Origin of the sequence: Aerococcus loyolae, assembly GCF_002871915.2 — a bacterium.
Taxonomy (GTDB): domain Bacteria; phylum Bacillota; class Bacilli; order Lactobacillales; family Aerococcaceae; genus Aerococcus; species Aerococcus loyolae.
Map to the genome: position 1 here is coordinate 881,179 of NZ_CP126958.1, position 13,061 is coordinate 894,239.

Annotated in this window: 13 protein-coding genes and 1 tRNA gene; 11 read left to right on the forward strand and 3 right to left on the reverse strand. The window is 39.6% G+C overall.

Annotated features, from left to right (window positions below):
- Positions 1 to 10: 10 nt before the first annotated feature.
- Together CJ190_RS04050 and CJ190_RS04055 are read right to left on the reverse strand one after the other, a co-directional pair.
- Positions 11 to 442, reverse strand: coding sequence for a MarR family winged helix-turn-helix transcriptional regulator (locus CJ190_RS04050; protein WP_064293098.1), 432 nt, complete (start codon positions 440 to 442; stop codon positions 11 to 13).
- Between the two features lie 117 nt (positions 443 to 559).
- On the reverse strand, positions 560 to 919 hold the full coding sequence (locus CJ190_RS04055) for a YolD-like family protein (protein WP_064293097.1): 360 nt from the start codon (positions 917 to 919) through the stop codon (positions 560 to 562).
- Between the two features lie 341 nt (positions 920 to 1,260).
- Here CJ190_RS04055 and CJ190_RS04060 point away from each other — a divergent pair, with 341 nt between their 5' ends.
- The 8 genes from CJ190_RS04060 to glgA all read left to right on the forward strand — a co-directional run bounded on the left by CJ190_RS04060 (position 1,261) and on the right by glgA (position 10,221).
- Complete coding sequence (locus CJ190_RS04060; RefSeq protein ID WP_064293096.1) at positions 1,261 to 2,001, forward strand: esterase family protein; 741 nt, start codon at positions 1,261 to 1,263, stop codon at positions 1,999 to 2,001.
- Between the two features lie 178 nt (positions 2,002 to 2,179).
- Entirely contained in the window at positions 2,180 to 3,058 is an 879-nt protein-coding gene (locus CJ190_RS04065) for a DegV family protein (RefSeq protein ID WP_064293095.1), read from the forward strand.
- Positions 3,059 to 3,242: 184 nt separating this feature from the next.
- Positions 3,243 to 3,327 (forward strand) — tRNA-Leu (locus CJ190_RS04070).
- Positions 3,328 to 3,758: 431 nt separating this feature from the next.
- Positions 3,759 to 4,139 (forward strand): lactoylglutathione lyase, encoded by a 381-nt coding sequence (gloA, locus tag CJ190_RS04075; protein WP_064293094.1) that lies wholly within the window; start codon positions 3,759 to 3,761, stop codon positions 4,137 to 4,139.
- A 293-nt stretch (positions 4,140 to 4,432) separates the two neighbouring features.
- The gene (gene glgB / locus CJ190_RS04080) at positions 4,433 to 6,364 is read left to right on the forward strand and encodes a 1,4-alpha-glucan branching protein GlgB (RefSeq protein ID WP_070597927.1); all 1,932 of its coding nucleotides are present in this window, start codon (positions 4,433 to 4,435) and stop codon (positions 6,362 to 6,364) included.
- A gap of 90 nt (positions 6,365 to 6,454) precedes the next feature.
- Positions 6,455 to 7,594 carry a glucose-1-phosphate adenylyltransferase gene (locus CJ190_RS04085; RefSeq protein ID WP_101562026.1) on the forward strand — a complete coding sequence of 380 codons (1,140 nt, stop codon included), beginning with the start codon at positions 6,455 to 6,457 and terminating at the stop codon, positions 7,592 to 7,594.
- On the forward strand, positions 7,581 to 8,735 hold the full coding sequence (gene glgD / locus CJ190_RS04090) for a glucose-1-phosphate adenylyltransferase subunit GlgD (RefSeq protein WP_070597926.1): 1,155 nt from the start codon (positions 7,581 to 7,583) through the stop codon (positions 8,733 to 8,735). The genes CJ190_RS04085 and glgD overlap by 14 nt, the downstream gene beginning before the upstream one ends.
- 43 nt (positions 8,736 to 8,778) lie before the next feature.
- Entirely contained in the window at positions 8,779 to 10,221 is a 1,443-nt protein-coding gene (gene glgA, locus CJ190_RS04095; RefSeq protein WP_064293090.1) for a glycogen synthase GlgA, read from the forward strand.
- A 63-nt stretch (positions 10,222 to 10,284) separates the two neighbouring features.
- Here the strand turns inward: glgA and CJ190_RS04100 are convergent, their stop codons facing one another.
- On the reverse strand, positions 10,285 to 10,596 hold the full coding sequence (locus CJ190_RS04100; RefSeq protein ID WP_064293089.1) for a hypothetical protein: 312 nt from the start codon (positions 10,594 to 10,596) through the stop codon (positions 10,285 to 10,287).
- Positions 10,597 to 10,703: 107 nt separating this feature from the next.
- On the opposite strand from CJ190_RS04100, the gene CJ190_RS04105 reads away from it, so the two are divergent.
- From CJ190_RS04105 to CJ190_RS04115, 3 genes are read left to right on the forward strand one after another with little or no spacing between them, the layout of a single operon-like run.
- Entirely contained in the window at positions 10,704 to 11,237 is a 534-nt protein-coding gene (locus tag CJ190_RS04105) for a GDSL-type esterase/lipase family protein (protein WP_064293088.1), read from the forward strand.
- Positions 11,234 to 11,944, forward strand: coding sequence for a tRNA (adenine(22)-N(1))-methyltransferase (locus CJ190_RS04110; RefSeq protein WP_064293087.1), 711 nt, complete (start codon positions 11,234 to 11,236; stop codon positions 11,942 to 11,944). The genes CJ190_RS04105 and CJ190_RS04110 overlap by 4 nt, the downstream gene beginning before the upstream one ends.
- A complete protein-coding gene (locus CJ190_RS04115; RefSeq protein WP_064293086.1) occupies positions 11,934 to 13,058 on the forward strand; it encodes a Nif3-like dinuclear metal center hexameric protein in 1,125 nt (374 codons plus the stop codon). Before CJ190_RS04110 ends, CJ190_RS04115 begins: the two co-directional genes overlap by 11 nt.
- Positions 13,059 to 13,061 lie beyond the last annotated feature (3 nt).

Below are 13,061 nucleotides of genomic sequence, written 5' to 3' on the forward strand. Positions count from 1 at the left end.
GACTCCTTTCTTATTTTTGTTCTTGTAAATTATTGTGAATACGTTTGAGTAACTCTTGGATTCCTTTTTTATCATTTAAGGACAAATTGTTAGTCACAATTTCTTCAAGTTGATCAAAAATGAATTTGATTTCTTTAGCCAGTTTTTCTCCCTGCGGCGTTAAGAACAGGTATTTCTTTTGTTCATTCCCGGAAATTTGTTTGCGATAAAGATAACCCTTACTTTCCAGACTAGTCACAATATTACTGGTCGTAGCATGGGGTTTATCCAAATATTCTGCGAGCTCTTTTTGGATGAGCTGGGGATGGAGATGGATATAGTAAAGACTCTTGGCTTGAATGATATTTAGATTAGCTTTTTTAACCTGTTTGTCGATATAGCTTTTTTCTAAAGTCGCTACCTGAAAGAGTAGTGTACTTAGCTGGCCTTTGGCAAACTCCATAGTAACTCCTTTCTAAGCATTTTATTTTTGAAAATGTCCATTTATCCATGATAATCATTTTTACTTGTATTTACAAGTAAAGCGCTTAGGCTTTTAGAATTCGATAAAATAAGCCGGTTAATCTAGAATGATCTGGCAAGATTTAAGGAGAGATAAAGGAATCGTTTCTTGGCTCATCAGAAAATACTCGTGATCCAGGCTGTGTATATAACCATGCAGTAATCGATAGTGGCCGTCTGAGTCGACTTCATTCAAAACAATGGTGCAGGGGAGTTGACTATTCAAGGCCAGAAAAAGTTTCTGGCGGAGTTCGGTCAAAGTCATTTGCTGGCTAGTCAAGGCCTGGGGATGGACTCTGCCGTAATTTTTTTTCCTTGATCTTAAGGCTTCTCGGTGTTCAGATAAGAACATGCTCTGCCATTTGATCATTGATCGATAGGCATGGGGGAATTTTTTGTGCTTTGTTTGCTCGGGCATAGAATCATTTCCTTATAACAAATAGTAGTAATCAGGGGTACTATCTCTTAATATAGGAACATACGTTCTGCTTGTCAACTGTTTCAACCAATGAGCAGGGACTGATTGATTGCTTGCCAAATATTGTCTAATCCTAATAATCTCGATTTAAAATGTGCTATACTATGAAGAAAAATATCCAGCTGATAAAAAATGACTGATCTTCTAGCTTAGCAGATAAGTCTACCCCTAGCAATGCTGGCAATTTTGTTAATGAGTGAAGCGATGATTAAAGGCAAGTCAAAATCACTTGATTTTCGCTCTACTAATTTGATACTTAGGTGAATATTAAGGAGACAGTTATGAATTTTGAAAGCTATACCCACTATGGGCACAATATTGGACGGAATATGTCAATTAATCGTTATGGACACGCTGGAAAGCCTTTTTTAGTTTTTCCCTCTTCAGGTGGTTCTCATAATGAATATGCTGATTTTGGTATGATTGAGGCCTGCCAAACCTGGATTGACAATGGTAAGGTGCAATTCTTTACCTTGTCCTCCTATGATGACCAGAGCTGGTTATCCAATAAATCTGGTCATGATATGGCCTTAGCCCAACAGGCTTATGATCGTTATTTTATTGAAGAAGCCCTGCCTTTAATTAAACATGTTTCGAATTGGATGGACCCCATGGGCGCAACCGGTTGCAGTATGGGAGCTTACCATGCCATTAATACTTTTCTAAACCACCCAGATGTTATTGATACTGTGATTGCTCTAAGTGGAGTATATGATGTTCGTTATTTTATGAAAGGCTACCAGGACGATTTTGAAATTTATCATAACTCCCCGGTCGATTTTCTTTGGGGACAAAATGATCCTTGGTTTATTGACCATTATCGCCAGGGCGATGTTATTGTATGTACAGGACTCGGCCCCTGGGAGGAAGATGGTCTACCAAGCTTTTATAGCTTAAAAGAGGCCTTTGAATTTAAACAAATCCCTGCTTGGTTTGATACTTGGGGAGAAGATGTGGCCCATGATTGGCCATGGTGGCGCAAACAAATGCCATATTTTCTACAAGTTTTGTATCCTCTATGATAAAGGCACTTAATTGTGGAGAAACAAACGGCATTTAGAACGGACGTTAAAAGCTATCAATAATAATTGGCTTACTAGTCTCTTATAGACAATGGTCTTTACTTATCGAAATTGTTTTTTTGTGCTAGTATAAGATAATTAAATACCCATTTTATATAAGGAGGAAATTGAGTAAATTATGAAGGCTGCTTTTATCATTGATAGTACGGCATCACTTCCCGATAATATGAAGAATTTGGCCAATGTCATGGAAGTGGAATTATCAGTACGTTTTCCTGATGGGGAGATCTTTGGTGACACGACAGATACTGCGGAAAGCAAGCGCTTTTACGATAAATTGGAAACCAGTGAGGAACTCCCAACTTCATCACAACCTCAACCTGTAGAATTTTACCAGGTGTGTGACCAGTTAGTGGAAGAAGGCTATGATACTGTTTTTGGTATTTTCCTCTCGTCTAAAATAAGTGGGACCTTACAGACTGCCCATATGATTTTAGAGGAGTATGCTGAACACTTTAACGCTTATATTATTGATTCTAAGGGAACTTCTATCCAAATGCTTCACATCTTAGAAGAGGGAATGGCAATGATAGAAGAAGGGCGGCAGCCTGAAGCCATAGCGGAAGAAATGCAATGGATTGCTGATAACTCCCGTGTCTATGTCATGTTAAAAGACTTGAAAAATATTGTTAAAGGCGGACGAGCGACTTCTTTCCAAGCAGCCTTGTCTACCATGCTGCGAGTATTTGTTATTCTATATTTCAATGAAGCAGGTGAAGTGGTTTTATTTGATAAGGTTAGAACCAAACGCAAGGTGATCAAGCGCTATATTGAACTCGTTCAAGAGGCAAAAGATCGCTACCCTGCAGGGATAAAATTAGCCTTTGCTCATGGTAATGCCCCTGAGGAAGTCAAAAAATTTGAACAAGCAATTTTAGCTGAATTTCCTGAATTAGATTATATGACGACTTATTTGACCCCCGTTTTAGGGACTCATGGAGGCCAAGGATGCATCGGCATGGGAACGCTAGCGTGTCGTCGCCCACAAGGAGAATAAGGAATAGAGAGCCTGAGTTTATAATCTGGGCTCTTTTTTTATATAATGAGACCAATAAATATTTACATTTATTAAGACTATGTAATAGTCCATGTTAATAGGCTTTCTCCTTTTACAGAAAAGGAGAAAAAGTTCTTGACAGAAGAGTGTCAATTAAGTTATGATATATGGGTAGTCAAATTTAGCGGTCATGGCGGAATCGGCAGACGCGCTACCTTGAGGGGGTAGTGGGAGTAATTCCCGTGGAGGTTCAAGTCCTCTTGGCCGCATAGAATATTTAAAAACATGTCAAACAGATTAAAAAGTGTTGATACAATAGCATTCTCAATCAATTTGAAACTGCTTAAAAACAGTTAAATTAAAAATAAATCGTACAAATAACGTACAAGTTTTACTCCCTCGCCAAGGGGTTTATAGAAAAGAATGAATGAGCGGTCATTAGAACCGCTTTTTTTATTGCTTTCTATTCCGCTTTAAAACCTATTTAACGTATTTAGCTTCCGAACACACCTACTAGTAGCTTTTATGTTAGATTATGCGCTTTTTAAATACTTGGAAAGAGAATATAATAAGTGAGTCAATGAAACTAAGTTTAACCTAGTAAAAGTGTTTGAATAGCAGCTTTACTTTGAAAATCTTAGTGAAATAGGGTAAGATTAAAGCATATATAGATCTAGCAAATATAGAAGGGATGTAAGCAATGAAAGTTGATCATACTTGTGTGCGGGTGAAGGATTTAGAAGCCTCAATTGCTTTTTATCAAGAAGCTTTCGGATTTGAAGTGGTTGATAAAAAGGATTTTCCGGATAATGAATTTACCTTATGTTATATGGCCTTACCAGGCTCCAGCTGGCGTTTAGAATTAACCTATAACTATGACAGTGATGGCTATGATCTTGGAAACGGCTATGGACATATTGGCTTATTAGTTGAAGATGTCAAAGCTATTCATGACCAACATGAAGAAAAAGGTTACGAATTGACTGATATTTCTGGCTTACCTGGAATGGATCCTTTCTACTATTTTGTGACTGATCCTGATGGGTATAAAATTGAAGTGATTCAGGATGGAGTCTTATAGACGATTTAAATAAATTCCTTGTTTAATAGGATACTCTATGATAGACTTATTTCATGCGATGAATCGACATCAACATGGCATAAGATAAGTCCATGTAGTGTTATAGAGAGTACACGGTTTATTGTTTAAACCACTACAGGAAGTAGGTACTTGGTTAATGAGTGATGTGAACACTGATTAACCCTTAGTCTAGGGAAGGCGAGGAGATTTCTCCTCGCCTTTTTTGTATAGAAAGATAGGGGTGAGATAGATGTCTAATCAAGGATTAAGTTTAAAAAAATATTGAAGACAATATGTATTTCTTTAATAAAGGAAAACATTATCATGCTTATCGCTTCTTAGGAGCCCATAAAATGGCTTCATCTCCTCAAGATGGCTATCGCTTTACCACTTGGGCTCCCCAGGCCAAATCGGTGGCGATTGAAGGCGATTTTAACCATTGGCAGCCGCAACCGCTAGAACGAGTCGGAGAAACTGGGGCATGGACAACAGTTATTAAGGAAGCTTCTGAATGGGATTTATACAAATTTGTTATTGAAGGAAAAAATGGTTTAATTAAAGAAAAACAAGACCCTTTTGCCTTTGCTAGTGAAGTCCCACCTAAAACTGCCTCAGTCATCCAGGATCCCACTAATTATAGTTGGAATGATGAAAAATGGCTCCAGACTAGGCGGCAAAAAAATATTTACCAAAGCCCGATTAATATCTATGAAGTCCATCAGTCTTCTTGGCGCCGCCACTCGGATGGTAGGGCCTATAGTTTTGATGATTTACGCGAGGAGTTAATTCCTTACGTTAAGAAAATGGGCTATACCCATATTGAATTTATGCCTCTGACCGAACATCCACTTGAAGCCTCATGGGGTTACCAAGTTAGTGGTTATTACTCCATTGCTGGCCGTTATGGGCATGACTTTGATCCACTAAAACGTTTTGTGGATGCAGCTCATCAAGCAGGAATTGGAGTCATCATGGATTGGGTGCCTGGTCATTTTGTGATTAATGATGATGCCATGGCTAACTTTGATGGTGGGCCGACTTTTGAATATAGTGATCCCAGGCGAGCTAAGAACATTCGTTGGGGAACCCTGAATTTTGACTTAGGAAAAAATCAAGTCCAAAGTTTTCTCATATCCAATGCTGTTTATTGGCTAGAAGAGTTTCATTTTGATGGCTTGCGGGTGGACGCGGTTTTTAACATGCTTTATCTTGACTACGATGAAGGGGACTGGACACCTAATATTTATGGTAATAATGTCAATTTAGAAGGGGTCGATTTTATACGTCGCTTGAATAAAGAAATTTTTCTGCGTGACCCCTCTTATTTAATGATTGCTGAGGAAAGTACTGCTTGGCCAGGAGTCACCCAGTCTATTGATCAAGGCGGCCTTGGCTTTAATTTTAAGTGGAATATGGGCTGGATGAATGATACTCTAAAATTCTTTAAGCTTGACCCACTCTCGCGCTCCTATAATTACCGTTTAATTACCTTTACCTTCATGTATATGTTTGATGAAAACTTTATTCTGCCTTTTTCCCATGATGAGGTCGTCCATGGAAAAGAATCCTTACTAGGAAAGATGCCAGGGGATAACCGTTACCGTCAGTTTGCTAATTTGCGGTTAATGGAAGGCTATCGGATGGTGTATCCCGGCAAAAAGTTAGCCTTTATGGGCAATGAAATTGGCCAATTTTTAGAGTGGCGTTTCTATGAGGGCCTAGAATGGGAGACCTTGTCCAGGGAATATAATTCAGAATTTCAAGATTACATTTCCACATTAAATCAGTTATACTTAAGTAAGAAAGCGCTTCATCACTATGATTTATCAGCTAAAGGAACCATTTTTCTTGAGGCAGATAATCCTGATGAAACCATTGTGGCTTTCATCCGCAAGGGGGAAGAATTAAGTGATTGTGTCATCTGTATATTTAATTTTACCCCAGTTGAGCGCCACAATTATCGACTGGGTGTGCCTTTGCCAGGTAGTTATCGGGTTCTATTAAATAGTGAAATGAAGAAATTTGGCGGTAACTGGCTCTATCAGAAAGAGATTTTCCAGACCGAAGACAAAGCACACCAAAAACAAGACTACTCAATTGAACTTGTTCTGCCAAGTCTATCGCTTTTATTACTAGTACCTGACACTATTGATGAAGAAAGCTTGGCCAAATCGCAAGTGAAAGTTGCTAAGAGCAGTAAGCATAAGCATCGAACAATCAAATAAGTCAATTCAATTTCTAAGCCTGCCTGTGTACAGGAGTATGGAGAATAATTTTTATTTCAGAGAGGGGGGACGAGAGTAATCTCGTAATCTATGAAAAGTGAAATGTTAGCTATGATTTTAGCTGGTGGTAAAGGAACTCGTTTAGGAAAACTCACCCAAGATATCGCTAAACCCGCTGTCCCTTTTGGGGGAAAATACCGCATCATTGATTTTCCCTTAAGTAATTGTGCAAATTCAGGTATTACGACAGTAGAGGTCATGACTCAGTATGAACCGCTCGTTTTAAATGACCATATTGGCAATGGGGCACCTTGGGGGCTGGACGTTAGCGATGGCGGGGCAGCTGTTTTACAACCTTACTCAAGTAGTGAAGGGGAAAAATGGTTTAAGGGGACAGCTAATGCGATTTATCAAAATATAGCCTTCGTTGATTCTCACCAACCTAAATATGTCCGCATCCTGTCTGGTGACCATATTTATAAAATGAATTATGAAGCCATGCTTCAAGAGCACATAAAGAATGAAGCTGATTGTACGGTAGGAGTTATCCCCGTTCCAATGGAAGAAGCTTCCCGTTTTGGCATTATGAATACGGATGAGGCAGGGCGCATTGTTGAATTTGAAGAGAAACCGGCTGAGCCTAAGAGCAATTTAGCTTCCATGGGGATTTATATTTTTAATTGGGAATTATTACGCCAATATTTGGTCAATGACCCTGAGAAAATGGAAGACTTTGGTCATGATGTTATTCCTGCTTATCTTGAAAACCAAGAAAGACTCTACGCCTATTCTTTCCATGGTTACTGGAAGGATGTTGGAACCATCGATAGTCTTTGGGAAGCTAATATGGAATTCTTAGAGCCTAACCATCCGCTGAATATTCGTGAAGATACCTGGCCAATCTTTTCGAAAGTTGCAGTTGCCCCTCCACAATTCATGTCAGAAGAAAGTCATGTCGAAGATTCAATGATTTGTGATGGAACGCTTAATCGTGGAAGCATTAAAAATTCAGTCATTTCGCAAAATGTCACAATTGGCAAGGGAAGTCTGATTGAAAATAGTGTGATTATGTCAGGAGCAAAAATTGGCCAAAATGTAGAAATTAAGTATGCGATTCTGGGTGAAAATGCTGAAGTGATGGATAATACACGCTTTGTTGGTGAAGTACATGATATTCAGGTGGCTGGATATGAAGAAATAATAGGGGGTAGTGAGCATGGTTCAAAATAAAGTTTGTGCAATATTAAACTTAACTGAAAATGATAACGATCTTTACCCATTGACTAAGCAACGTCCTATTGCCATGTTACCTTTTGCTTGCCGTTACCGCTTATTAGACTTTGCTTTGTCTAGTATCACTTATGCTAATATGCGTTCGGCAGCCCTCTTTATCGGTCGGTCAGGTCGCTCTGTCTATGACCATATCCGTAGCGGTAAGCCTTGGGACTTAGACACTTATCGGGGTGGCATATTTACTTTCTCACAAATGGAGCATAAACAAGCGCTTTATGAAGCAGCTAGTCGCCGTGGTGATTTTTATGATGACCATGAGACTTTTATTAATCGCTCCCATGCGGATTATGTTTATGTTGCCGGATCTCGTGTTTTAGCTAATGTGGTTATTAGTGATTTAATTGAAGCCCTAGATGATTCTGACGCTGATATTGCCCGTCTATACACCCGTGTTCCTCGTCAAATGATAGAATATCACCCCAATGAGCGGATAGTTAGCTTGGATGAAGCGGGCTATATTAATGAATTATTAGTTGAGGGAATTACCCCAATTGAAAGCGATACCGTTCTATATGATATGAACATGTCCATCGTACCAACTAAAATCATGTTAGAAATTATTGAAAAGGCTGAAAGCCAAGACATCAACCAAAACCTTGATGACATTTTGATTCAATTCCTTACAGATTATAAGACGGTGGGGGTTGAACACCATGGCTATATCGCTAATATTGATTCGATTAATGCTTACTACCAAGCAAGTATGGATATGCTAGAGCCAGAAGCATATACCGAGCTCTTCCAAAATAAACAAAGTATCTATACCAAGGGACACAATGGCGTTCCAACATTTTATGCTAAGGGAGCTGACGTTAAGCATTCCCAATTAGCCACAGGATGTGAAATTTTTGGGAAGGTATTCCATTCTCAACTATTCCGGAAAGTCGTTGTGGAGGCTGAAGCTGAAGTCAGTCACTCCATCATCCTGCAAGGTTGTAAAATTGGTAAAGGGGCTAAGGTTTCCTATGCCATTTTGGATAAGAATGTGACCGTGGAACCAGGAGCGGTTATTGAAGGAAAACCTGACGACTTAATTGTTATTGGTAAGCATGAAGTCATCAAGAAATCTGACTTCTAAGCTTTTTAGCCAACTAGTTTGAAGATTTAGAAATGAGGACATGATGAAAGTTTTATTTGTTTCTGCAGAAGCGGCTCCTTTTTTTAAATCAGGAGGGCTAGGAGATGTTTCCTATGCCCTACCTAAGGAATTACAGCGCCAGGGGGTAGATATTCGTGTCGTCCTCCCTTACTACACACTTATGCCTGAGAAATATAAGAAAGACGTCAAAGATTTGTTGTGTTTCACCCTCGATATGGGGAAGAAGAGAGCTTATGTTGGAATTAAATATTTACAATTAGAAGGGCTAAGCTATTATTTTGTCGATAATTTAGACTATTTTGATCGTGATTCTCTTTATGGTTATGGGGATGATGAGGAACGTTTTGCCTTTTTCTCCCTAGCAGTTATTGAAATGATGGAAAAAATTGATTTCGTTCCAAACGTCATTCATGTCAATGACTGGCAGAGCGCCATGATTCCAGCCCTCTTAGTTGACCGCTACCATTGGGTAGAGGCCTATAAGAACATTCGTAAGGTCTTGACTATTCATAACTTGCGTTTTCAAGGCTGGACGGACCAAGAAAATTTAAAAAATTTTTTCAATACCACTAATAGCCTCTTCCATGATAATGGTGTGAAACAAAATAACCGGGTCAATTATCTAAAGGGGGGGATCAACTTTAGTGATATTGTCACCACTGTGAGCCCTAGCTATGCTCGGGAGATCCAAACGCCAGAATTTGGAGAAGCTTTAGATGGTACGCTTAGGGCTAACGCCTTTAAAATTCGCGGGATAATCAATGGCATTGATTACGATTTGAATAATCCGCAAACAGACCCTGCCTTAGTTACAAACTATAGCATGGATACAGTGCGTGATGGGAAGGCAACCAATAAGGCCTCCTTACAGGAACGGGTAGGCTTAGAAGTTGATCCTGACCGACCGCTTCTTGCCGTGGTGAGTCGCTTAACCGATCAAAAGGGTATGCAGTTACTAGAAGCTAAAGCTGAAGAATTATTGCACACCACCTCAGCCCAATTCCTCATTTTAGGGACAGGTGACCAGCGTTTCGAGCATTCTTTCCGTTACTTTGAAGACCAATATAAGGGACGATTTTGTGCCTATATTGACTTTGATACCCAATTAGCTCAGCAAATTTACGCCGGTAGCGATCTCTTCCTGATGCCAAGTGCCTTTGAACCTTGTGGGCTTTCGCAAATGATTTCAATGCGTTATGGCACTTTACCCCTGGTTCATGAAACTGGTGGCTTAAAGGATACGGTTATTCCTTATAATCAGTTTACTGGGGAAGGCAATGGTTTTAGTTTTAAGCGCTTTGATACGGGAGATTTTTCCAACATGGTCCACTATGCGCTTGGGGTTTACTACAACCAAAAAGAAGCTTGGTATTATCTGATTCAACATGCGATGACTCGCGATTTCCGCTGGGAAAAACCAGCTAAGGACTATTTAAGGATTTATCAGCAACTCCTTAATGAATAACGAGAAAAGCAATACAAAACAAAAAGGCCAAATTCAAGATGTTCACTCGAATTGGCCTTTTTCTTATCTATGATTAAGGAGTTCTTGCCAGCTTTCAAAATCACTATGTAGGCGGACGAATTGGTTCATTAAATAAGAATCTCCCTCGTTTAATTGATCAGCTGCTTGTAGAGGAAGTGGCGCCTGCAATGAAAACTCTTCAAAGCTATCAAAAGAGGTATACTTTCTAATAAAATCTTGGCTTAAATAAATACTTGCTTTCTCCTCAGCTTGGTCTTCGGTTTGGTCCTCCTGACGCGGGTTAGCTGGTTGGATTAAACGGTCAAATAAGTCGTCAATACTTTCCATTTCCTCTTTTTTAAAGCGAAATCCCATTGTATTCCTTACCTCCTTAAGAATAAAGTAATTTTTAGATCATTATCATTATACGCAAAGTTTGCTAAGATAAATAGAGAAATTATGATGAAAGGTTGACAAAGCAGATGACTAGACTCTTATTTTATGGCCACTCAGTTCTAGCAAAATTTCCCTTCGCCCAGCTTGGAGATATAAAAATTGATAATCGGGCGGTTAGCGGCAGCATTGCTCAAGAAGGCTACGATAAGCTCATTAAAAATAATGATTTAAGTGAGGATTATGATACCATTTTATTAATGTACGGGATTAATGAATTATGGCAGGGCTTAGGTATCGATAATCCGACCTACTGGATTGAAAAGAATGTCGAATTTTTTAGCCAGCATTATCCTAAGTCTCAGCTGATCTTATCCCTAGTGATGCGAAATCTTAGTGAAGATCCCTCGGTCTCCAATGTGCTCATTGATCGTTTAAACAATAATTTAAGACAACTTGACTCGAAATATTCATTAACCTATTGGGAATGGCAAGGATTTTACGACGCTAATAATTATTGCCGACCTGAGCTAACCATCGAGGGGGTCCACCTGACTCAAGCTGGCTATCAATTGATGGCAGAAGGCATCGATAAAATCATTAGAAGAGGAGCTAAGCAATGACCAAAACACTCTCCAAACGTCTTAAGGGAATCGCAAATTATGTTGAAAAGGGAAGTTTTGTAGCAGATATTGGTTCAGACCACGCCCATATTCCGATTTATTTACTAGACCAAGGACTGATTAAGGGGGCTATTTGTAGTGAAGTGGCTCAGGGACCTTATGAGCGGATGTGTCAAGCTGTACTTGATAATCACTATGAGGACCTAGTATCTTGCCGCTTGGGCAATGGTTTAGCTACCTTAAAAAAAGAAGACCCAGTCGATACGCTTATTATCGCAGGGATGGGGGGCAAGCTCATTCATGAAATTTTGCTCGCTGGTGAGGATATTTTGTCGCAATTAAACTATCCCAAGTTAATTTTACAGGCAAATATTGATGAATACCTTTTGCGTCAATGGCTGTTGGATAAGGGATACCAAATTCTAGGAGAAGAAATTTTAGAAGACGCAGGAAAAATATATGAAATTATTGCTGCCGAATATGTCGGAAAGTCTCTTGGTCTCAGTGATAGCCAGATTTACCTCGGTGTTTATACTAAGGATAGTAATCCAGCTATTTTTAGGAAAAAATGGAGCCGGCGTCAGCATAAGATAGAGAGTATTCTTCAACAAATGAAAGGGGAGGCACTTAGCCAACGACGTCAGCAATTTAGTAAACAGTTAGCAATGATCAAACAAGCTTTGGAGGGTGATAGTGATGACCAATAAAGTAACCGTTAGCGACCTTGTCCAGTATTTTGAAAAACGTTTTCCCACTACCTATGCGCTAGAAGGCGACCCGATTGGCTTACATTTTGGATCCTTAGGTCAAGAAGTCAAGCGGGTTTTGGTGACTTTAGATGTCCGTCCGGAAGTGGTTGAGGAGGCCATAGAGAAACAAGTTGACTTTATTTTTTCCCACCATCCGGTAATATTTAGACCGGCAAAGCGCCTCAGCGAAGATGATCCCCAACGAGCCATGTATGCCAAGCTGATTAGGCATCAAATTGCCGTTTACAGTGCTCATACTAATCTTGATAGTAGTCAACCAGGAATGAATGATTGGTTGGCTAAACGTTATGGGATAGAAAATGCCGAGGTTTTTGCAGCTCATTACCATGAAAAAAATTATCGCCTGGTCACTTTTTTACCCCAAGAGAACTTGCCTGATTTCAAAGAAGCGCTTAGTGACTATCCTCTTTCTGTTATTGGAAATTACCAACATTGTTTCTTTCAATGGACTGGTCAAGGGAATTTTATTCCTGTAGAAGGGGCCCAACCAAGAATTGGTGAGGTCAACCAAGTCACTGAGCTTGAGGAAGTTGCCTTGTCCTTTACTGTCAAGGAAAGGGAAAAAGAGCAAGTCTGTGATCTAGTTAAAAAATACCATCCCTATGAAGAACCGGTTATTGAAGTCTATGAGAAGGAAAATGATTATCAAAGTATTGGTATGGGTAGAATCGGGGAATTAAAAGAGAAAATCCCCTTTAAAGATTATGTAGAAAAGATTAAGGATCTTTCTAAGCTAGAAGGCATTCGCTTTGTGACTAGGGATAACAAGGCTATTGTTCACCGGGTAGCCGTATTAGGTGGGGCAGGTTCATCCTATTATCAAGCAGCCAAGGCAGCCGGGGCTGATGTTTTTATTACGGCTGACGCGGATTACCATACTGCCCATGATATCTATGAAAGTGGCCTTTGTCTAATTGATCCCGGTCACCATATGGAAGCCATTTGTATTCCCTATGTCCTAGAAGAGTTGACCCAGTGGAGCCAAGCTAATCATTTGGAGCTGGCTGTCTTCCCTTCAGAGGTCAATACTGATCCTTTTCATTTCTTATAGGAG